Source organism: Pseudalkalibacillus sp. NRS-1564 (assembly GCF_050467905.1).
GTDB classification, from domain to species: domain Bacteria; phylum Bacillota; class Bacilli; order Bacillales; family Guptibacillaceae; genus Guptibacillus; species Guptibacillus hwajinpoensis_B.
The window spans coordinates 266,834-287,736 of the sequence record NZ_JBITPM010000019.1; the positions used below are offsets into that span (position 1 = coordinate 266,834).

At 39.3% G+C, this 20,903-nt stretch carries 21 protein-coding genes and 1 other annotated feature; of the genes, 20 read left to right on the forward strand and 1 reads right to left on the reverse strand.

Translation table 11 applies throughout. The features are described 5' to 3' along the window. Positions 1-72: 72 nt before the first annotated feature. The 15 genes from ACIFPW_RS11365 (at position 73) to ACIFPW_RS11435 (ending at position 15,065) form a co-directional block, all read left to right on the forward strand. Complete coding sequence (locus ACIFPW_RS11365; RefSeq protein WP_430244268.1) at positions 73-2,094, forward strand: peptidoglycan D,D-transpeptidase FtsI family protein; 2,022 nt, start codon at positions 73-75, stop codon at positions 2,092-2,094. 289 nt (positions 2,095-2,383) lie between these two features. Next, a complete protein-coding gene (locus ACIFPW_RS11370; RefSeq protein ID WP_430244270.1) occupies positions 2,384-3,343 on the forward strand; it encodes a PstS family phosphate ABC transporter substrate-binding protein in 960 nt (319 codons plus the stop codon). Positions 3,344-3,422: 79 nt separating this feature from the next. Then, entirely contained in the window at positions 3,423-4,355 is a 933-nt protein-coding gene (gene pstC / locus ACIFPW_RS11375; RefSeq protein ID WP_098444237.1) for a phosphate ABC transporter permease subunit PstC, read from the forward strand. Continuing rightward, on the forward strand, positions 4,355-5,233 hold the full coding sequence (gene pstA, locus ACIFPW_RS11380; protein ID WP_160918775.1) for a phosphate ABC transporter permease PstA: 879 nt from the start codon (positions 4,355-4,357) through the stop codon (positions 5,231-5,233). The genes pstC and pstA overlap by 1 nt, the downstream gene beginning before the upstream one ends. A 41-nt stretch (positions 5,234-5,274) precedes the next feature. Next, positions 5,275-6,096 carry a phosphate ABC transporter ATP-binding protein PstB gene (gene pstB, locus ACIFPW_RS11385; protein ID WP_224883996.1) on the forward strand — a complete coding sequence of 274 codons (822 nt, stop codon included), beginning with the start codon at positions 5,275-5,277 and terminating at the stop codon, positions 6,094-6,096. A gap of 21 nt (positions 6,097-6,117) precedes the next feature. After that, the gene (gene phoU, locus ACIFPW_RS11390) at positions 6,118-6,777 is read left to right on the forward strand and encodes a phosphate signaling complex protein PhoU (RefSeq protein ID WP_194222174.1); all 660 of its coding nucleotides are present in this window, start codon (positions 6,118-6,120) and stop codon (positions 6,775-6,777) included. A 116-nt stretch (positions 6,778-6,893) separates the two neighbouring features. Beyond that, positions 6,894-8,876: a glycoside hydrolase family 15 protein gene (locus ACIFPW_RS11395; protein WP_430244275.1), complete on the forward strand. Its 1,983-nt coding sequence runs from the start codon at positions 6,894-6,896 to the stop codon at positions 8,874-8,876. Positions 8,877-8,952: 76 nt separating this feature from the next. After that, positions 8,953-9,102, forward strand: a complete 150-nt coding sequence (gene rpmG, locus ACIFPW_RS11400) for a 50S ribosomal protein L33 (protein ID WP_048308894.1) — start codon at positions 8,953-8,955, stop codon at positions 9,100-9,102. 78 nt (positions 9,103-9,180) lie between these two features. After that, positions 9,181-9,747 (forward strand): 5-formyltetrahydrofolate cyclo-ligase, encoded by a 567-nt coding sequence (locus ACIFPW_RS11405; RefSeq protein ID WP_194222172.1) that lies wholly within the window; start codon positions 9,181-9,183, stop codon positions 9,745-9,747. Between the two features lie 94 nt (positions 9,748-9,841). Then, positions 9,842-10,513, forward strand: coding sequence for a DUF92 domain-containing protein (locus tag ACIFPW_RS11410; RefSeq protein ID WP_430244277.1), 672 nt, complete (start codon positions 9,842-9,844; stop codon positions 10,511-10,513). Then, entirely contained in the window at positions 10,504-11,106 is a 603-nt protein-coding gene (mobA, locus tag ACIFPW_RS11415; RefSeq protein ID WP_430244279.1) for a molybdenum cofactor guanylyltransferase, read from the forward strand. The genes ACIFPW_RS11410 and mobA overlap by 10 nt, the downstream gene beginning before the upstream one ends. Then, a complete protein-coding gene (locus tag ACIFPW_RS11420) occupies positions 11,107-12,126 on the forward strand; it encodes a ThiF family adenylyltransferase (protein WP_194222169.1) in 1,020 nt (339 codons plus the stop codon). A gap of 112 nt (positions 12,127-12,238) precedes the next feature. Next, positions 12,239-12,437: a binding site (T-box leader), on the forward strand. 86 nt (positions 12,438-12,523) lie between these two features. Then, positions 12,524-13,909 carry a Na+/H+ antiporter NhaC gene (nhaC, locus tag ACIFPW_RS11425; protein WP_430244282.1) on the forward strand — a complete coding sequence of 462 codons (1,386 nt, stop codon included), beginning with the start codon at positions 12,524-12,526 and terminating at the stop codon, positions 13,907-13,909. Positions 13,910-13,963: 54 nt separating this feature from the next. Next, a complete protein-coding gene (locus tag ACIFPW_RS11430; RefSeq protein WP_194222167.1) occupies positions 13,964-14,137 on the forward strand; it encodes a hypothetical protein in 174 nt (57 codons plus the stop codon). Between the two features lie 220 nt (positions 14,138-14,357). Continuing rightward, positions 14,358-15,065 carry an HAD family hydrolase gene (locus ACIFPW_RS11435; protein ID WP_430244284.1) on the forward strand — a complete coding sequence of 236 codons (708 nt, stop codon included), beginning with the start codon at positions 14,358-14,360 and terminating at the stop codon, positions 15,063-15,065. A gap of 8 nt (positions 15,066-15,073) precedes the next feature. Here the strand turns inward: ACIFPW_RS11435 and ACIFPW_RS11440 are convergent, their stop codons facing one another. Further along, positions 15,074-15,979: a hypothetical protein gene (locus ACIFPW_RS11440; RefSeq protein ID WP_430244286.1), complete on the reverse strand. Its 906-nt coding sequence runs from the start codon at positions 15,977-15,979 to the stop codon at positions 15,074-15,076. A gap of 113 nt (positions 15,980-16,092) precedes the next feature. Here ACIFPW_RS11440 and ACIFPW_RS11445 point away from each other — a divergent pair, with 113 nt between their 5' ends. The 5 genes from ACIFPW_RS11445 (at position 16,093) to ACIFPW_RS11465 (ending at position 20,785) form a co-directional block, all read left to right on the forward strand. Then, positions 16,093-17,145 (forward strand): M42 family metallopeptidase, encoded by a 1,053-nt coding sequence (locus ACIFPW_RS11445; protein WP_430244288.1) that lies wholly within the window; start codon positions 16,093-16,095, stop codon positions 17,143-17,145. A 107-nt stretch (positions 17,146-17,252) separates the two neighbouring features. Continuing rightward, positions 17,253-18,716, forward strand: a complete 1,464-nt coding sequence (locus ACIFPW_RS11450; protein ID WP_430244290.1) for a spore germination protein — start codon at positions 17,253-17,255, stop codon at positions 18,714-18,716. Positions 18,717-18,839: 123 nt separating this feature from the next. After that, complete coding sequence (locus tag ACIFPW_RS11455; RefSeq protein WP_303530630.1) at positions 18,840-19,040, forward strand: YqgQ family protein; 201 nt, start codon at positions 18,840-18,842, stop codon at positions 19,038-19,040. Beyond that, on the forward strand, positions 19,037-19,786 hold the full coding sequence (gene nfsA, locus ACIFPW_RS11460; protein ID WP_430244292.1) for an oxygen-insensitive NADPH nitroreductase: 750 nt from the start codon (positions 19,037-19,039) through the stop codon (positions 19,784-19,786). Before ACIFPW_RS11455 ends, nfsA begins: the two co-directional genes overlap by 4 nt. Before the next feature lie 27 nt (positions 19,787-19,813). Beyond that, the gene (locus ACIFPW_RS11465) at positions 19,814-20,785 is read left to right on the forward strand and encodes an ROK family glucokinase (RefSeq protein ID WP_430244294.1); all 972 of its coding nucleotides are present in this window, start codon (positions 19,814-19,816) and stop codon (positions 20,783-20,785) included. Positions 20,786-20,903 lie beyond the last annotated feature (118 nt).

Genomic DNA, 20,903 nt, shown 5'->3' on the forward strand with positions numbered 1-20,903 from the left:
TAAGTAGAAGAGAGAGCAGAGACACCTGTCTGGAACAGGTGTCTATATTTGTTTAAGGGAAGGGAGTCTATCGTGAACACGAAGAAAAAGAAAAATCATGTGCCTTTAAGGCTAAATATATTATTTTTATCTGTATTCCTTTTGTTTTCTATATTAATTCTTCGACTGGGCGTTATACAGATTGTAAACGGTGAAGAATACGAGCGTGTTTCTGAGCAAACTGAGAATGTTACAGCAGAATCAACAGCACCTCGTGGGAAAATGTATGACCGTTATGGGCGAGTTCTGGTTGATAATAACCCTGAATTTGCGCTTACATATATCCGAACGCAGAATACTAAGCAAGCTGAGAGGCTTGAATTAGCTCAGAAATTAGCTGGGTATATTGAAAAAGATACAGATGATGTCATTGATCGAGATCTTAAAGATTATTGGATTGTAACGAATCCGGAAAAAGCGAAGGCAAAGCTAACGGAAAAAGAGTGGGAAGAACTTGAGTCGAGTGAGGCTTATCAACTCCAAATTGAACGGATTAATGATGATGATTTAGAAGAGATTAAGAACGATCCACAAGAGCTTGAGGTAGCTGCTATCAAAAGGGCGATGGATACTAGGTACGCTTTATCATCTCAAACAATTAAGATTGGTTTAACTGAAGATGAAATTGCTAAAGTAAGTGAAAACCTTGGTTCACTACCTGGAATAGAAATTCAAGCAGACGCAACTCGAGAATATCCCTATGGAAATACTCTTCAAACAATTTTCGGAAGGGTCGGACCAATCCCTAAGGATGAGTTAGATTATTATGGTTTGAGAGATTACGAAAGAAATGACAAAGTGGGGATTAGCTATCTCGAGAAAGAATATGAAGAGTACTTAAAAGGTCAAAAAGAAAAGCAAACCTACGTGACCGACAAATCAGGAGAGCCAATTGGTGAACCGAAAGTAATTGAAGGACAAAGAGGAAACGATTTGGTCCTCTCATTAGACATCGATCTTCAAAAGGAAGTCGAGAAAATTCTCGATGAAGAGCTTCGTGATGCAAGACAATATGGGGCAACACGAGGCTATGTAGTCATGATGGATCCCAAAACAGGTGAAATTCTTTCTCTTGCTGGTAAGGAATATAGCAACGGAGAGTTTAAAGACCGAACGTTTGGAGTGATCGGTGACTCCTACGCAATGGGATCGACTGTTAAAGGAGCAACTGTTTTAACAGGTTATCAGTATGGTGTTATTAACCCGAATACGACGCTTGTGGATGAAGTTTTATACTTTAAGGACGAAGGTAAAAAATCTTCATATACGGCTAATGCAATGGGGCCTATATCAGACCTAGTTGCTTTACAAAGATCTTCAAACGTATATATGTGGAAAATCGCGATGAAGATGGCTGACTATGACTATGCTCCGTACGAAAGTAGTAGTTATGACCCTTCAGCTTACGATGAGCTAAAAGAGTCATTCTCTCAGTTTGGTCTAGGCGTTAAAACCGGGGTTGATCTCCCTGGTGAAAGTGCAGGATTAAACGGAGGTGTGAATGAATTTGGTAAAATTCTCGATTTTGCAATTGGACAGTATGATACGTATACACCAATGCAAATGGCTCAGTATACCTCTACAATCGCAAATGGCGGCTATCGTATTGAGCCACACATATTAAAAGAAGTTCATGAACCTTCTGAAAAAGATGGTCTATCAAATACTATTCTTTTCCAAAACACTCCAGAGGTGTTAAACAAAATTAAAATGAGTGAAGAAGAAGTGACACATGTCCAAAAGGGGATGTGGATGGTTATGAATACGGCAAATGGAACCGCAGGTACACATTATCCTTATTTCCAAAGTGATGATTATCAAGCTGCTGGGAAGACTGGAACAGCGCAAATCGGAGATGGATATAATTTGACCCTTGTTGGCTATGCACCTTATGATAATCCCGAAGTAGCCTTTTCTGTAGTAGTTCCAGAAGTAAATGATTCTTCTTCAGGATATGTTAATAAAAAAATAGGTGGACGCGTTCTAGATGCTTATTTTGATTTAAAAGATGAAGCGAAGAAACCTATTGAGGCTAACAAAAAAGAAACAGAATAGCATTTCATGAAAAACCGCTGAAAAGCGGTTTTTTTTATTGTTTAAGGACAAATTAATGAATAATATCTGTCAGATTGAGGTGAAGTGATAGGCTGAATGCATTGCAAAAGTAAGGTATGCACCAAAAAGACTAATTAAAACGTTTTCCGACACGCATTTACAATCTCTTTACATTCGGTTTATACGACATTAATATCTAGCCTGTATTCTAAGAATTGTGATTGAGAGGCCAATACACAAACAACCTGGTTGGTCACAAAGTACAAACATCCATTTAGGGGGAAATTACATGAAGTTCAAGGGCATTATGCTTATGGTAGTTATGTCGATGGTAATGATTTTCGCAGCAGCTTGCGGAAATAATTCTGGTAACACAAACAGCGGCGGAGAAGCTTCTGGTGAAGAAGTATCTGGCGAAGTTCTAATGGACGGATCTTCTACAGTATTCCCGATTATGGAAGCAGTTGCTGAAGAATACGCTTCTGTACAACCTGATGTAAAAGTTAGTGTAGGTGTTTCAGGTTCTGGTGGTGGATTTGAGAAATTCTCTGCTGGTGAAACAGACATGAGTAACGCTTCTCGTCCAATCAAGGAAGAAGAAACAGCTGCACTTGAAGAAGCTGGTATTGACTTCACAGAATTTGAAATTGCAAAAGACGGTCTTTCTATCGTTGTTAACTCTGAGAATGATTGGGTAGATCAGCTTACAATTGACGACTTAAAGAAAATCTGGTTAGGCGAAGCAACGATGTGGAGCGACGTTAACCCTGAATGGCCTGAAGAAAAAATCGAATTATTTAGCCCTGGTACAGATTCTGGAACGTATGACTACTTTAATGAAGTAGTACTAGAAGATGAGCAAATGGTGAAAGAAGCAACACTTTCTGAAGATGACAATGTACTTGTAAATGGTGTAACTGGCTCTAAAAACGGTATGGCATTCTTCGGTTATGCTTACTACCTTGAAAACAAAGATAACCTTAACATTGTTCCAATCGTTAATGGTGACGGTGAAGCTGTAGAACCAAATGCAGAAACAATTCAAGATGGAACATATGAGCCACTGTCTCGCCCGCTATACACTTATGTGAAGCACTCTGCAGTAGAAGAAAATCCTGCAGTATATGATTTCACTAAATATGCACTAGAAAACGCTGGTGAAATGGCAGAAGCAGTTGGATATGTAGCTCTTCCAGAAGAAAAGTATACAGAAGACATGAACAAACTAGAAGAAATCGCTGGTAAGTAAGAATAAAATGAAACAGATTGGTGAGGAGTTACGGCTCCTCACTTTATCCTGTTTTGCTCTTTGTGAGGGGGAGTAATAAATGCAAAGCTCTGTTCGTCAGATGATTAAAGACAAAAAAGAGAAAAATCAATCACGAGCGAAGTTTATGGAGAAACTTGTACCGGGCTTATTGCTTTTATGTGCAATTATCTCTGTATTAACAACGCTTGGTATTGTTTTTACATTGATTGTAGAAACAATTACGTTTTTCAACCGTGTTTCAATTATTGAATTCTTTACGAATAAAGATTGGTACCCGTTTTTTGGAGACAACCCTGATTATGGAATCTGGCCACTGATTTCTGGAACATTAATGATTACCGGGATCGCCATGCTCGTTGCCATTCCGTTAGGTTTAGCAGCAGCCATTTATTTGAGTGAATATGCAAGTGATAGCGTTAGAAGAATCATTAAGCCGATTCTGGAAGTATTAGCAGGTATTCCTACGATTGTATATGGTTTCTTTGCTTTAACTTTTGTTACACCAGTTCTACAAAATATTATTCCGAGTCTTCCTATTTTCAACGCGTTAAGCCCCGGTATCGTTGTAGGGATTATGATTATTCCTATGGTTGCATCTCTCTCAGAGGATGCGATGAGCTCTGTACCGAACGCAATTCGAGAAGGTGCACTCGGACTTGGCGCTACACGATTTGAGGTTGCTGTGAAAGTAGTTCTACCAGCAGCATTATCAGGAATTATTGCATCTTTTGTACTTGCGATTTCAAGAGCAATCGGTGAAACAATGATCGTAACAGTCGCAGGTGGTGCAACACCAAAACTTACTCTAGATGTAACGGAGTCTATACAGACAATGACATCTTATATTGTGCAGGTAAGTCTAGGGGATGCTGGTTATGGAACAACAATTTACTACAGCATTTATGCTGTTGGGATGACGCTCTTCCTTTTCACACTTATCATGAACCTTATCGCGCAATATATTTCTCGTAGATTCAGGGAGGAATACTAATGCAATTAGTAGATCAGGCAAAAGTAAAAAGTAAAATGCAAACCAGACTGGCTCAAAATAAGATTCTTAAAGGAATTTTCTTTGGAGCAACAATGCTAGCACTCGTAGTGCTTGTTATCTTGTTATATCGGATATTCACTCAAGGAATTGGTTACTTAAATCTTGAGTTCTTTCAAAATTTCGCGTCTCGTTTCCCTGAAAAAGCAGGGATTAAAGCAGCATTTTTCGGTACTTTATGGATGATGGCAGTGATAGCTCCAGTGGCACTTACAATTGGAGTTGGAACCGCGATTTATCTTGAAGAATATGCAAAGAAAAATAAGTTTACAACGTTTATTCAAATAAATATTTCAAATTTAGCAGGTGTGCCCTCGATCGTTTTTGGTTTACTTGGTCTAACTGTATTTGTTCGGATGTTGGAAATGGGGCGCAGTGTTCTAGCCGGTGGTTTAACGATGAGTTTATTAATTTTGCCAATAATCGTTGTTGCTGCTCAAGAAGCTGTACGTTCGGTTCCAAAAGAGCTTCGAGAGGCTTCTTATGCGATGGGTGCTACGAAATGGCAAACAATCAAAAAGGTTGTATTACCAGCTGCGATCCCTGGGATTTTAACAGGAGGAATTCTTGCGCTATCACGCGCAATCGGTGAAACAGCGCCACTTCTTATGATTGGTGCATTAACGTTTGTAGCTTACTTGCCTGAGAATTTCTTGTCCGGCTTCACCGTTATGCCAATCCAAATTTTCAACTGGACAAGTCGACCTCAGACAGAGTTCCATGATGTTGCGGCAGCTGGAATTATCGTTCTTCTTGCGATGTTGCTCATTATGAATTCAATTGCTGTCTTAATTCGAAATAAGTTTTCTAAAAGACTGTAGCTACGTAAAACTCTCATCAATGTGTAAAGGGGATTTTGAAAATGAAAACAGTTATGGATGAAAAGAAAGTCGTAAAAGCTCCGCGGTCAGAAGAACAGATAAAAGAAAAAGATTCTGTATATAGCATTCAAAATTTTAATTTATGGTACGGAAAAGACCAGGCTCTAAAAGATATTAAATTCGAAATTCCAGAAAAACAGGTAACAGCCATTATCGGGCCATCCGGTTGTGGTAAATCCACGTTTATTAAAGCTCTTAATAGAATGGTTGAAATGGTGCCAATTGTAAAAATGTCTGGTGATATTAACTATCGTGGGAAAAATATTTTTGAGAACAAATACAAAGTAGAAGATTTGCGCACAAAAGTGGGGATGGTTTTCCAAAAGCCGAATCCATTTCCAAAATCAATCTATGAAAATGTCGTTTATGGTCCCAAAATTCACGGCATTAAAAACAAAAAAGTACTTGATGAAATTGTCGAAAAAAGCTTAAAAGGTGCAGCGCTTTGGGAAGAAGTAAAAGATCGTCTTAGCGAAAATGCTTACGGTTTATCTGGTGGTCAGCAACAGCGCCTTTGTATCGCTCGCTGTCTCGCAATTGAGCCTGATGTTATCTTGATGGATGAGCCAACATCTGCGCTTGACCCAATCTCTACTCTAAAAGTAGAAGAACTTGTTCAAGAGTTAAAGAAAGATTTCAGTATTATTATCGTAACGCACAACATGCAACAAGCAGCTCGTATCTCTGATAAAACCGCCTTTTTCTTAAACGGTGAAGTCGTTGAATTTTCTGATACGAATCAGCTGTTTTCTAATCCAACTGACAAGCGTACAGAAGATTATATTACAGGCCGTTTCGGTTAATAAATTCGGGGGTGAGCAACTATGGTAGTAAGAGAGAATTTCCAGGAACAGTTAGATGAGATAAAGTCACAACTACTTGAACTCGGATCACTAGCACAAATAGCAGTTGATGATGCGATTACAGCATTAAAAGCTCAGGATGTTAACAAAGCTCTTGAGATCATTGAAAATGACCATAAAATAAACAGACTTGAGGAAGAAATTAATGAAAGAGCGATCTGGTTAATTGCCAAAGAGCAGCCGCTTGCAACAGATTTGAGAAGACTCATCTCAGCACTTAAAATTACAACAGATGTTGAGCGTGTTGGAGATCTTGCGGTCAACATTGCAAAGTCGATTATCCGTATTGGCGACAAGCCATTCGTAAAGCCAATCGAAGAAATCCCAGCGCTAGCTGAGAAAGCAAATAACATGTTGAGAGAAGTTCTTGCGTCTTTCTATGATGAAGATGTGAATAAGGCTATGGCTGTTGCTGATGCAGATGATGAAATTGACAACATGTATGGTCGTCTTGTGAAGGAGCTACTTGAGTTAATGACCGAACATCCTGAAAGTGTTAGTCAAATTCAACAGCTTTCATTTATATGCCGCTATGTTGAACGTATTGGTGATCACTGTACGAACATTTCCGAAAGCGTGATTTATGTTGTGAAGGGGAAACGATACGACCTTAATGCATAGTGATCGAACCACACTCTAAATTAGAGTGTGGTTTTTTCATATAATTAGAAAGCTTAAGTAATGACCTGTCCACTCGTGCAATAAACTAGTGTAGGAGATGGATAGGAGGTAGCAAAATGCCAAGACACTTAGTAATAGGAAATGGACAATTGCTTATAAATATGGACCAGTTTCTTCAAATACGAGATATTTATTATCCGTATGTTGGGCAGCAAAATCACGTTCAAGGTCATGCAAATCGTATAGGGGTTTGGGTAGATGGGAAATTTTCATGGTTACATTCATCTGAATGGGAGATTCAGCCTAATTATGATCAAGACACGCTGGTAACATATAGTACGGCTGTCCATCCTCATCTCGGAATTAAGCTTGTGTTTGAAGAGGGGGTCCATCAGCGTGAGATGCTGATGATTCGTAAGATTACGATTCATAACCTTGAAGGTCAAAGACGTGACGTTAGGATTTTTTTTCATCAAGATCTGAATATTTATGAAACTGAAGTAGGCGATACAGCTTATTATTGTCCGGATACTAAGTCGATGATTCATTACAAACGATATCGATATTTTCTTTTTAATGGTGAAATAGATGGGGCGGGGATTAAACAGTATACTTCTGGTGTGAAACGATTCCAGGCTGCTGAAGGTACGTGGCGCGATGCTGAAGACGGCCACTTACATGTGAATCCCATCGCACAGGGATCAGTAGATAGCACATTTTCTTTGGAAACGAAGCTGGAACCCAACAGTGAGAAAGTAGCCTATTATTGGATGACAGTTGGAAGAACGAAGGAAGAAGTTAGTAGTATTCATGAGTATGTAAGTGAGATTGGAACACAATTGACTGTTGAAAAAATTCGGATGTACTGGAACCGTTGGGTGAATAAGTCGGTGTTACCTGAGACAGACTTAGGATCGGACATTCTTTCACTTTATAAAAGAAGCTTATTAATTGTTCGAACGCAAACCAACCAAAATGGAACGATTATTGCGGCGAATGATTCAGACATTTTGCATTACAATAGAGACCATTATAGTTATATGTGGCCAAGAGATGGCGCGCTCATTGCTTCAGCGATGTCAAAAGCAGGTTACCATGGAATGGTGGCGAACTTCTATCGCTGCTGTGCAGAGCTTCTTTCAAAAGAAGGGTATTTACATCACAAATACAATCCTGATGGCTCTGTAGGATCGAGCTGGCATCCCTATGTGGATCGTTTAAAGCAATCTCAGCTTCCAATACAAGAAGATGAAACTGCTCTTGTTCTCTGGGCTTTTTGGGAGCATTATCAATCGACAGGAGATATTGAATTTGCTCAATCGCTCTATAAGTTCTTAGTACGGCCAGGAGCTAAGTTCTTGTTGCAATTTATGGATGAAGCGCTAGATTTACCACTTCCTTCTTACGATCTTTGGGAAGAGCGATTTGGAATTTTTAGCTTTACAGCTTCAGCTTGCTATGGAGGTTTGATGGCAGCTCATTCGTTTGCAAGGCTATTTGGTGAAGATGACCGCGCTGATAGCTATTTTGAAGGGGCACAGCGGATCAAAAAAGGAATTGAGACACATTTATATGATAAGACCCGTTCCTGCTTTATTCGGGGGTTATACCGCAATGGTGAGACTGGAGAGATAACGAAGGATTATACAATAGAAAGCAGTTTGTTTGGTCTATTTGCTTTTGGAGTATTCCCTGCAGATGATCCAAGGGTCGTTCGTACAATGGAAGAAATTGAAAAACGCCTGTCTGTCAAAACAAGTATAGGCGGTGTAGCACGTTATGTTAGTGATTATTATTTTCAACAATCACAAAATGTAGAAGAAGTACCAGGGAATCCTTGGGTTATTTGTACTCTATGGATCGCCAAATGGAAAATTTCTAGTGCTCAAACGATTGAACAACTTCGCGATGCGAAGAATCATATTGATTGGGTATTTAAGCAGGCCCTCACAAGTGGTATACTACCAGAACAGGTTCATCCTTACACGGGTAAACCACTATCTGTAGCACCCTTAACCTGGTCGCATGCAACGTACGTAGATGTGGTGAAGGATTATCTTGAGAAATATGAGTCACTTTCTTCAACAAAAACAACTTGATTGAATGAGATATGTTTGTTATCATAATGAAGTATGTTGTTAAATGAACAGTTTGATAGGATTTGGAGGGATATTCATGCGCGTACAAATTACATTGGCTTGCACTGAAACAGGCGATCGTAACTACATCACGACGAAGAACAAACGTACTAACCCTGATCGTCTTGAACTTAAAAAATACAGCCCAAGACTTAAAAAGCAGACGTTACATCGCGAAACAAAGTAAGCAGTAGGATATCCTACTGCTTTTTTATTTGCACATTTTCTCGTAAACTAATAGAAGAGAAAAGTAGGAGGAATGATGATGCAATCAAAACATGAATGGCGAACAAACATGAAAGTGAAATTAAAAGAAATTAGTGCTGATGAGAAAATATTGCTTGATGAACAAATACGTGAACGTCTTTATACATATGAACCATTCAAAAAGGCTGAAACGATCGGATTAACCGTGGCAATGAAAGGTGAAATAAATACGAAGAAAATTATAGAAAAAGCTTGGACTGATGGAAAGAGAGTAGCAGTCCCGAAGTGCAATCCGAAGACGAAGCAGATGACTTTTCGCTACTTAACAGAGTGGGATCAGCTAGAAAGCGTTTATTTTGGGTTGGAAGAACCTCGCCCCGATAAAACAGTAGTGTGTCCCCCAGAAGAAATAAATCTTTTGCTTGTTCCTGGTCTCATTTTTGATCTTAATGGATTTAGGATTGGATTTGGTGGCGGTTTCTATGATCGATATTTGCAACACTATTCAAACTCAACCGTATCCCTTGCCTATCAATTTCAAGTCGTTGAAAAGGTGCCAACCGAATCTTTTGACGTACCTGTGGAAGCCATCATTACTAATGAACAGCTTGTTAACGTAAAATGATCATTTACGCTTTTTTAAGTGCTATAACAGGTATTCTAGGATATAAAGTTCATGCACTTTCGAGAAATGGAGCAATAGCCGCCACAGGTGTTGGGTGCGCGATCGCACTAGGTTTTGGCTGGAAAGGGCTCTTGCTTCTTGGTATCTTTTTTTTACTTCTACTATATGGAGTAAGTATAAAGCGCAGTTAAAAGATGGGGTGGAACAAATTGTAGAAAAGGGCGCTTCGAGAGATCAGTATCAAGTTCTTGCAAATGGAGGGGTTGCTGCTTTCGCTGGAATAATGATGCTTTTATTCCCTGGGGATGTATGGCTGTTTATTTTTCTAAGTGCGATTGCCACTTCTAATTCTGATACCTGGGCATCTGAACTTGGCGTTCTCTCAAAGCGACGCCCCCTTCATATAATAACGATGAAATTCGTTCCGGCAGGCACTTCTGGAGCTATTAGTATGCCAGGTATATTGGCGTCTTTGCTCGGAGCTGGTTTAATTGGAGGAGTTGGTTCACTTGTTTTTGACTTATCTTTTCTGGGGTTAGTTATTGTTACGGTCGCAGGATTTGTCGGCTGTTTAAGCGATACGCTAATTGGAGCAACCTTGCAAGAAGAGTTAAAATGTCAGAAATGTGGTTCAAAAACTGAACGCCATATGCATTGTGGAAATAGGACAGTCAAAATCAGCGGTATAAAAGGATTTAATAATGACGTGGTCAATTTCGCCTCGTCTATGATTGGCGCTCTTGTGGGAGGTGCATGGTGGTTATAAAAATAATAGGTACATTGCTAGCAGGAGGGGAGTCCAGAAGGTTTGGATCCCCAAAAGCATTTGCCACTTATCACGGCAAGCCTTTTTATGAAGTGGTACTGAATCAACTTCACCCTGTTGTAAATGAATCCATTATCGTAACAAATAGAGATTTATTAGAGCAGTTTAGCATGAGCACATCAAAAGATATAAGAGTGATAAGAGATGAGGAAAAATTTGTAGGGATGGGACCGCTAGCAGGTCTTTATTCTGGGATGACTCAAACGAATGGTGATCTTTATCTAACGGTCGCTTGTGATATGCCGTTCGTAACGGATGGTCTATTTTCTACACTAATTGAAGAAATGATCAAACATCCAGAAGCAATGGCCGTCATACCGGTGAGCTCTGGAAGAAGCCAGCCACTCTGTGCTATCTATCATTCTTCCTGTCAATCCATTATCGAAGAGCTTCTTTTATCAGGAAAAAGAAAAATGAATGATCTTTTTGAATTAATTAATGCCCAATATATAACAGTTGAAGAACTGAAAAAGCAGTTTTTAAATGTAAATACAAAAGAAGAATATAAATTTGTTCAAAAGGAGAGAGATTAAATGGATGACTTTAAAAGGTATTCAAGACAAATGCTGTTTTCTCCTATAGGCGAAGAAGGCCAAAAGAATTTCAGTCAATCACGGGCTCTTGTTGTAGGAATGGGTGCACTAGGGACAGCGATTGCCAATCATCTTGTGCGAGCGGGCTTCGGTCATGTAAGAATTGTCGATCGTGATTATGTTGAGAAGAGCAATCTTCAAAGACAAATGCTATTTGACGAAGAGGATGTTTCGGCAGCGTTACCAAAAACAATTGCAGCCAAAAAGAAACTAGAAAAAATGAATTCCTCAGTTGAAATCGAAGCGATCATAGCGGATGTTAATGCAAGTAACGTAAGTGACCTTATGGAAGAAGTGGACTTTGTTATGGACGGGACCGATAACTTTTCCACACGTTTTCTTTTAAATGATGCTTGTTTTAAAATGAATATTCCTTTTGTATATGGTGGGGCGGTAAGTTCAAGGGGAATGACAGCACTATTTGTTCCTGGTGAAACGCCTTGCCTTCGTTGCTTTATTCAGGGTGGCGAAGGAACGACTGGTGAAACGTGTGACACGATCGGGGTTATTTCTCCTATCGTTGATATTATCGCATCGTATCAAGTGACTGAGATTATGAAATATATAGCGGGAGACCATGAGAAGCTTCATCGCAGCCTAATGACAATGGATATTTGGCATAATCATAGTTATGCGATGAAATTTTCTTCGCCTAAAGAAGGTTGTCCAACATGCCAAACAAACGAATATCCATCATTAAAAGCGGGAGCTAAGCAGGATATCACCTCTCTATGTGGAAGAGAAACGATTCAGATACAGCTTGAAAGTCATTTTGATTTAAAAGAATGGGCATCAAAGCTAGAAAAAACAACTACAGTAAAGAAAACTCCTTTCTTACTTAAAGCACAACTTGAGGAGGGGGAAAGACTAGTGTTATTTCCTGATGGACGGGTACTTATTCAAGGAACAGAAGATAGTGGAAGAGCAAAAGCACTCTATTCAAGATATATTGGCATGTAAAAAGCATCAGCCTTAGGCTGGTGCTTTTTTACATCTTAACTCTTATCCTTGACATAGCTCATATTCAATTATAGAATAACGATGTTACTTAAACGCACAAAAGCATAAAAGTACAAAAGCGAAGATTCAGAAAAAGTAGCTTCTCTAGATAAGCAGTCGAAGAGACCTGGTGGTTGGTGAAAACTAGGGCGTCTAGGAGTGAAATTACATTTGAGGAGCTAGGTACGGGTGATCCTCCCGATATTGAGGATATAAGTGGGCAGTTATTACTGTCAATAAGGGTGGTACCGCGAAAAAATTTCGTCCCTTCAATTATTGAAGGGCTTTTTTTAATGGAAAAAGACAGATAGAGCAAAACTAATCGGTGAGAGAACATAGATCAAGGGAGAGAAAGAAAATGAAAAAAATATCATTTCCAATAGCGCTTGTTGTGATTGCGCTATTAATGAGCTGGATGTTGTTTAGTATTATTGGCTTAAAGGTAGAACCGCATATTCCTCTTCTTGCTGGCATAGTAGGAATGGGGATATTGGGATTAATTCTTGGTATGAAGTGGGAAGAAATAGAGAAGGCTTTACTGCAGAGTATAACTACGGGCTTAAAGCCAATTCTCATTCTTTTTGTAGTAGGAATGATGATCGCCGTATGGATGCAGAGTGGTACGGTGCCAACATTGTTATATGGAGGGCTTCAGTTCATCCAGCCTGAGTGGTTTCTCATCAGTGCATTGATCGTGACCATTATCGTTTCAAGCTTTACAGGCAGTTCATTTACTACAATCGGTACCATTGGCGTAGCGATGATGGGAATAGGAGCAGCAATGGGGGTTAACCCGGCTTTGGCCGCTGGAGCTGTTATTTCAGGTGCATGCTTCGGAGACAAAATGTCTCCCCTCTCTGATACGACCAACTTTGCTCCTGCTGTTGCAAAAGTAGATCTGTTCACTCATATTCGACATATGACACAGACTACCATTCCAGCCATTGTCGTAGCAGTAATCTTCTTTTTTATGATGAGTAAAAATTTATCTACTTCCGTTAACCCGGAGGATTTGAACAAAGCTATGTCGGTTTTGCAAAGTGAGTTTAATATATCACTCTGGACGTTAATTCCTCCTGTTATCGTGCTCGTTCTTGCTGTAAGAAGAGTGCCTGTCCTAGTCACTTTGTTTGCCGGGCTTCTTGCGGGAATTATCGTATCAATGTTAACACAAGGCGTGTATTCAGCTGGTTCAATTCTTGGAACGATGCAAAATGGTTTTGTGAGTGGTACATCAAGTGACCTTGTAAATGGAATCGTAAATAGAGGTGGCCTTCAATCAATGATGTGGAGCGTCTCACTGATTATTTTAGCATTAGCACTTGGTGGCGTTCTGCAAGTGATGGGAATCATTCAATCCCTCATGAGCGGGTTAACAAAGCTTCTAAATAAGCGAGGCCATTTAATTTCTGCCACAGCCACATCTGCAATTGGAGTGAATTTGTTAACAGGTGAGCAGTATTTGTCAATTCTTCTTCCTGGTCAAACGTTTGAGCCGTTTTATGATAAAGCAGGCGTGGATCGGAAATATCTTTCCCGTACATTAGAAGACGCTGGGACGCTCATTAATCCGTTAATCCCATGGGGAGTATCGGGTGCCTTTTTTGCAGAAACGTTAGGGGTATCGGTGTTAAGCTATCTTCCGTTTGCAGTCTTTCTATGGCTATCACCATTATTTACTGTGATTTTGGGCTATTGGAATAATAAGAAATTAGGTGAAGACTCCTCTGTGAATCATGGATAAAAACGTCATTACCTGCAAACAGTAGAGATATAGTACAGTTTCAGGAGGAGAATGATGAAAATAACGAAGGTTCTTGTTCTATTATCTTTAGTAGTCGTGTTGTATGAATACCGATACCGATTATTAAATGGGCTGCTAGGCGTCGCAGTGATAAGGCGCTTTGTCGTCGGAAATTCGTTGAAATTTCCAGGTTTACGTAACAAACTTTTTAGCTCTTTTCTATCTTAACCTCTACCTCACCGGTGGGGGTTTTTCTTTGTTCTAGTGTATGTTAATGTACGCAGTTGATTTTGGCTCATTTATACACTGTGATGACCACTCGAATGAGGCAAAAGTCGAGAATCAACAATATAAGCTAACAAAGCTTTCTTCTAAAAATTGAAAAGGTTAGAATAGGGGGAAGACAATAAGGAATAGTTTGATTAACCGGAGACTGGGGGAGCTTTAGATGAAGTGGACACACATCTACTTTGATTTAGATAACACTCTTTATGATCACGAAAAGGCCTTTAAAAAAACCATTTTGCATTGTGCAGAAAAAATGTTGCTAAATAAAAGTAAATCTGTTTCAGTTGAGCAGTGGTTTAATGTATTCAAATCTAATTGCGATCAATATTGGAATGCCTATGAAGAAGGTAGATGGTCAAGAGAATGGTACCAGGTGAAGCGATTTTGTAAAACGAATGACTATTTTAACTTAACTTGCTCTGAGGAGGAAGCGTTAGAGTTCCAAAGAGAATATCAATCTAAAGTTGCCTCCTTCGCTGAATTATATGACGGGGTTTCCTCTATTCTATCTACTTTGAGGGATAGTGGAATAGAGCTAGGCATTATTACAAATGGTGGGCAGGAAACACAGCTAGCAAAAATTAAAGCTCTTCAATTGCTTCAATGGATCCCTCATGAGAATATTTACATTTCAGAAACTGCAGGGATTGAAAAGCCAGACGTTGACATATTTCAATATGTTCTTGGAAGTATGGGGCATTATCTTTACATAGGGGATACGTGGGATCATGACATTAAGCCTGCTATAGAAGCAGGCTTTGATGCAATATATTTTAATTCCAGGAATGAAGCTGTTGACCACTCAATTCGGAAAGATATTCCAGAAATATTGACTTATGAAAAACTGAAGAAAGTATTAATCAATTAATCCTTTCTTTATTCTTCTGTATCTTGTGGCTCTAATATAGGCTCGTTAAGGTATTGAATAAGCTCAATGTTCTTTCCACTTTTCGTTTGGAATAGGATGAGTAAATATGGTGAATGTTTATGAAGCAATATGATTGGAATTGTACTGCCAATAGGTGATTCTGTCGGGCCATTCGGAGGAATTATGCCAAGGAAATAGTTTTTGTATAGACCTTCCCAAATACCTCCGATCGTATCAGCAGTCTGTTTCTGAGATAGTCCTGGGAGCGTTCGCTGTTGATATTGATCTAACGAGGTTAGCGGGAAAATATAATAGTCTTCAGGATGAAGATTATATTCTGTTACCATAGCTTTGAAAACCAACTGGGCTTGTTGATCCATGGCATGATCGAGAATGTATTGCCACTCTTTTTCTTCTTCACTTGAAGCCTTTTTAAAAGATTCAAGTGGTGTCATCGGAGAGTCAATGACGTAAAGTTGGTCATAACTCAATTGCTGGGCACTTTTAATTACATCATTAGGGTAATGGATTTCTCCATAATGGTAGGTAATCGCTTCATAATGTCCACTATCTTCACTTGTAGATTCTTTTTTTTGACGAAGTGTAGCCGTATTTTCTTTCCAAATTGACATGGAATCAATCAGGCGACCTTCTTCATAGAGAAATGATAAATCTTGACGAAGGTAAGCCACTTCAGAAAGACTTGATTCTGTCTTCCAATCCAATGTGTATTCATCTTCATCGTCCTGCGTTAGAATAGTAAGAGATGTGCTTGCTGAATCAAATGTGACTTCTGGATCAGGTGGGAAATACGTAAATGATTCCCTAACAGGATTACTACTAGTGTTAACAAGGATGAGCGCAAAAAAACCAATCATACCTAGCATGATAACGTAGTGAATTCTTTTGATCATCCCGATACCTCCAAATGAGTAAGCTTGTCATCATATGTATGTGATAGTTAACTGAAATATGAAGAAGGATTCGTTTGCTTTTCCAATTAATTCAATTTGAGAGGATGAAATCAATGAGTGATTTATTTCATGCAGAAGAACTTCTACAAACTACGAAAGAATTAGTTAGTATTCCAAGCCCATCTGGTTACACTGATGAAGTCATTAGTTGGGTTGAGGGGAGAATGCAAGAGCTTGGAGTAGAGACAAAACGAAATAATAAGGGTGGACTCATTGCTACTATTGAAGGGGCAGATTCGTCGCGTCAACGGATGTTAACAGCTCATGTTGATACATTGGGAGCGATGGTGAAAGAAATTAAGAGTGATGGTCGCCTGCGCTTATCTTTAATTGGTGGTTTTCGATTTAATGCAATTGAAGGTGAGTACTGTGAGATTATCACCGGAGATGGCAAGCGTTTTACTGGAACGATTCTTTTACACCAAACCTCTGTTCATGTTTATAAAAACAATGGGGAGGTCAAACGAGACGAACAGAACATGGAAGTGCGTCTTGATGAGCGGGTCTTTAATCCTGAAGATGTCATGAATTTAGGAGTGAGTGTTGGTGACTTTATTTCTTTTGACCCTCGTGTCCAAATTACCGATTCTGGATTTATCAAATCACGCCATTTGGATGATAAAGCTAGTGTAGCTCTTCTTCTTGCAAACATTAAGAAACTAAAAGAAAACAACATCAGGCTTCCACATACGACGCATTTTCTAATCTCGAATAATGAAGAAATTGGTTATGGTGGTAATTCCAATATCCCTGATCAAACCATCGAATACATAGCTGTGGATATGGGAGCACTCGGAGATGGACAAACTTCTGATGAATATACGGTTTCGATCTGTGCCAAAGATTCAAGCGGTCCATATCATTATCGCTTACGTAAACATCTTGTGAAGCTTGCAGAGGAAAATAAGATTGAGTATAAACTCGACATTTATCCTTATTATGGGTCAGATGCATCAGCTGCCATTCGGGCAGGAGTGGATGTTCGTCATGCGCTTATTGGTCCTGGTATTGATGCTTCCCACGCATATGAGCGAACACATCAGGATTCAATGCTTCATACAGCACATTTAATTTATCAGTACCTCTTATCGGAAATGATCGATTGAATGAGATAACCAGCCTTTCTTAAAAGGCTGGTTTTTCTATGCCCAATTTCCCAATGAGGTATGCATAATGTAAGAATGGTGAATGATGGAAGGGAGGAGGGGGAACTATGTCTCAAAAAAAGATCATTCATCCCGTTAGTCGTTCATTTGAGGAAAATATCGATTTCCTTCATAAAGAATTAGGTGTTGGGAAAAGTTTTGATGTTATTCAACTAGATCTTGATTACGCAGGTAGAAAAATGGCGATGTTTTTAATCGATGGCTTTGTCAAAGATGATATTCTTCACTATCTTATGAAGTTACTATCAAGACTTGAACCTTCCCAACTTGATCCTGATCCACTTGAGAAGCTCATGAAAGTACATATCCCATACGTTGAAATTGATCGACAAAAGGATCTGGATGTTGTAATGGATTTAGTGCTTGCTGGTCCAACTGCCCTTATTGTAGAAGGTATGAGCGAAGTTATTATGATCGATGCAAGAACGTACCCGGTCAGAGGACCACAGGAACCAGATTTGGAGCGTGTAACAAGGGGCGCGAGAGATGGCTTTGTAGAAACAATCGTATTCAATACATCACTGACGAGAAGAAGAGTGAGAGATAAAACGTTAAGAATGGAATATATGCAAGTAGGTAGAAGGTCCAAAACAGACATTTGTATTAGTTATATTGAAGATATTGCTGATCCTGAAATCGTAAATAGAATTAAGGATTCTGTTAGTAACATTGATACAGATGGCTTACCGATGGGCGAAAAGACGATTGAAGAGTTTATTTGTGGAAGACATTTAAATCCATATCCTCTTGTGAGGTACACAGAGCGTCCCGATACAGCAGCTATTCACCTTTATGAAGGTCACGTTTTGATCTTTGTAGATGGATCGCCCAGTGTGCTTATTACACCTACTACTTTCTGGCATCATCTGCAACATGCTGAAGAGTACAGGCAAAAGCCGCTTGTTGGCGGATATTTGAGACTTGTTCGTTTTATAGCCGTTTGGATCGGAATTTTCATTTTGCCGCTATGGTATTTATTTGCTACAAACCCACGGTTACTCGGTTCAAATATGCAGTTTATTGGGGTAGATCAAAACGGAACATTGCCTCTGTTCGTTCAATTTTTACTTATAGAAATAGGGATTGATATACTCAGGATGGCAACCATTCATACTCCAACCTCCCTTGCGACTGCGCTTGGTCTTGTATCGGCCATCTTGATTGGACAAGTAGCAGTAGAGGTAGGACTGTTTATTAATGAGGTCATTTTATATTTGGCCCTTGCAGCAATGGGGACATTCGCAACACCATCCTATGAATTAAGTCTTGCTAATCGACTTTTTCGTCTCTTATTGCTCATTTTGACCGCAGCTTTTGGCGTAATTGGATTTGTTGGAGGATTTACACTATGGATAATGCTTTTAATTCGTACAAAATCGTTTCATATTCCTTATCTATGGCCGTTTATCCCGTTTTCTTATCGGGCATTTCGAGATGTTATATTCAGATCACCTATGCCACTTAAAAATCGTAGACCTACGGTATTACATCCTAAAGATCCGGATCGTTAATATCAATGACTTATTTACAAGATGTAAAGCAGAGACTACATTTCTTAAACGGGAATGTGGTCTTTTTGTGCGTAATTATTTTTTTGGCGCTAGGGATTGCTATAATGAACAATGGTGAAGAAAATGAAAACATTTTATGATATACAGCAGCTTTTAAAGCAATATGGCATGATTGTTTATACTGGAACTCGACTTGGGGACCTTGAACTAATGGAAGGCGAGATCCAAGAGTTATACGATATGAAAATTCTCGAGAATGAGGATTACCTCGTCGCCAGAATGATCATAAGAAATGAAATTAGCAAGGAGAGGGACAAAACATGAATCAGACAATTGAAACGATGCTTGCTCACCGCTCAATTAGAGCATTTAAAGATAAGCCATTAACAGAAGAGCAAATTCATACGTTAGTAAAAGCAGCGCAATCCGCTTCAACTTCAAGCTACATACAAGCATATTCGATCATTGGTGTGGAAGACAAAGAAAAGAAAAAGCAGCTTGCTGAATTAGCTGGTGGGCAAAGTTATGTTGAAAAGAATGGTCACTTCTTTGTTTTTTGTGCAGATTTCAATCGTCACCATGCAACAGCTGAAATGCATGGGACAGATGTAACGGAAACGACGCAAACAACTGAAAAGTTCATGGTAGGATTAATAGATGCAGCGCTTGCTGCACAAAACGCCAGCATAGCAGCAGAGTCAATGGGACTAGGTATTTGCTATATTGGTGGCATTCGGAACGACCTTGATAAAGTGAGTGAAGTATTGAATCTTCCTCAATTTGTTATTCCTTTATTTGGTCTTTGTGTTGGATATCCCGATCAGGATCCAGATGTAAAACCACGATTGCCCTTAAATAACATTTATCATATTGATGAGTATGAGCAGGATGCAAATGCATTTAAAGAAGGATTAAATAAATATGATGAAGTTATTTCAGGTTATTACACGAATCGAACGGGAGGACAACGATCAGCAGGATGGACTTCTATGATGGCACATAAATTAGCGACGCCTGTTCGAACGTATATGAAGAAATTTCTTGAAAAGAAAGGTTTTCCTCTGAAATAAAGTGTTACTTGCGAAAGGTGGATTAAGATGAAAGAAGAAAAATGGCTCATTGGTGTTGATTTAGGTGGAACAACAATCAAGCTTTCATTCCTTGACTTTTATGGTGAAATTATTAGTAAATGGGAAATTCCTACTGATAAATCTGAAGCTGGTCGTCATATCACAACTCACATAGCTCGTGCTATTGATGATAAGATGGAAGAAATGAATGTTAGCAGAAAGAAGTTTTCTGGTATCGGTATGGGAGCTCCAGGTTTCATTGAAATGGATTCAGGCTTTATTTACCACGCAGTTAACATAGGATGGCGAGACTTTCCTTTAAAAGACAAGCTTGAAGTTGAAACGGGGTTACCAGTTATTATTGATAACGATGCGAACATTGCTGCTCTTGGTGAAATGTGGCGTGGCGCAGGTGATGGAGCACGTGATTTGCTATGCGTCACGCTTGGGACTGGAGTAGGCGGAGGCGTTATTACGAATGGAACAATCATTCATGGAACGAATGGCATGGCGGGGGAAATCGGTCATATTACATCCATCCCTGATGGTGGAGCGCAATGCAATTGTGGCAAAACAGGCTGCCTTGAAACAGTAGCCTCAGCGACTGGTGTTGTTCGTATTGCGATGGAAAAACTTATGTCGCATCAGGACAGTGTCCTATATCATATTTATCAAGAAAAGAATGAAATTACTTCTCGTGATATTTTTGAAGGCGCTGATGCCGAGGATCCATATGCTGTTGAAGTAGTGAATAATGTAACTTTCCATCTAGGACTTGCGATTGCAAACCTGGCTAATTCTTTGAATCCTTCTAAAATTGTAATAGGTGGGGGCGTATCAAAAGCAGGAGATGTACTTCTAACCCCCTTAAAAAAACAATTTGAAAAATATGCATTGCCAAGAGTTAGAGAAGGTGCGGATTTTGCAATTGCCACACTCGGCAATGATGCTGGCGTAATAGGAGGAGCGTGGCTCGTAAAAACGAAATTGATGAAATAGTCCTAGTTTTTCATGTTTCAGCCTGCTATAACAAGGGAAGAAGAGATCAGTTAAGTTAGATCTTTTCTTTTTTTATGTAAAAAAATTGCCCAAATGAAACTTTTTGTCCTTTTCATTC

Excerpts from the sequence above, each read along its gene's own strand:
- ACIFPW_RS11370 (WP_430244270.1), top strand. The coding sequence starts at position 2,384 with ATGAAGTTCAAGGGCATTATGCTTATGGTAGTTATGTCGATGGTAATG.
- pstC (WP_098444237.1), top strand. The coding sequence starts at position 3,423 with ATGCAAAGCTCTGTTCGTCAGATGATTAAAGACAAAAAAGAGAAAAAT.
- pstA (WP_160918775.1), top strand. The coding sequence starts at position 4,355 with ATGCAATTAGTAGATCAGGCAAAAGTAAAAAGTAAAATGCAAACCAGA.
- pstB (WP_224883996.1), top strand. The coding sequence starts at position 5,275 with ATGAAAACAGTTATGGATGAAAAGAAAGTCGTAAAAGCTCCGCGGTCA.
- phoU (WP_194222174.1), top strand. The coding sequence starts at position 6,118 with ATGGTAGTAAGAGAGAATTTCCAGGAACAGTTAGATGAGATAAAGTCA.
- ACIFPW_RS11395 (WP_430244275.1), top strand. The coding sequence starts at position 6,894 with ATGCCAAGACACTTAGTAATAGGAAATGGACAATTGCTTATAAATATG.
- rpmG (WP_048308894.1), top strand. The coding sequence starts at position 8,953 with ATGCGCGTACAAATTACATTGGCTTGCACTGAAACAGGCGATCGTAAC.
- ACIFPW_RS11405 (WP_194222172.1), top strand. The coding sequence starts at position 9,181 with ATGCAATCAAAACATGAATGGCGAACAAACATGAAAGTGAAATTAAAA.
- ACIFPW_RS11420 (WP_194222169.1), top strand. The coding sequence starts at position 11,107 with ATGGATGACTTTAAAAGGTATTCAAGACAAATGCTGTTTTCTCCTATA.
- nhaC (WP_430244282.1), top strand. The coding sequence starts at position 12,524 with ATGAAAAAAATATCATTTCCAATAGCGCTTGTTGTGATTGCGCTATTA.
- ACIFPW_RS11430 (WP_194222167.1), top strand. The coding sequence starts at position 13,964 with ATGAAAATAACGAAGGTTCTTGTTCTATTATCTTTAGTAGTCGTGTTG.
- ACIFPW_RS11435 (WP_430244284.1), top strand. The coding sequence starts at position 14,358 with ATGAAGTGGACACACATCTACTTTGATTTAGATAACACTCTTTATGAT.
- ACIFPW_RS11440 (WP_430244286.1), bottom strand. The coding sequence starts at position 15,979 with ATGATCAAAAGAATTCACTACGTTATCATGCTAGGTATGATTGGTTTT.
- ACIFPW_RS11445 (WP_430244288.1), top strand. The coding sequence starts at position 16,093 with ATGAGTGATTTATTTCATGCAGAAGAACTTCTACAAACTACGAAAGAA.
- ACIFPW_RS11450 (WP_430244290.1), top strand. The coding sequence starts at position 17,253 with ATGTCTCAAAAAAAGATCATTCATCCCGTTAGTCGTTCATTTGAGGAA.
- ACIFPW_RS11455 (WP_303530630.1), top strand. The coding sequence starts at position 18,840 with ATGAAAACATTTTATGATATACAGCAGCTTTTAAAGCAATATGGCATG.
- nfsA (WP_430244292.1), top strand. The coding sequence starts at position 19,037 with ATGAATCAGACAATTGAAACGATGCTTGCTCACCGCTCAATTAGAGCA.
- ACIFPW_RS11465 (WP_430244294.1), top strand. The coding sequence starts at position 19,814 with ATGAAAGAAGAAAAATGGCTCATTGGTGTTGATTTAGGTGGAACAACA.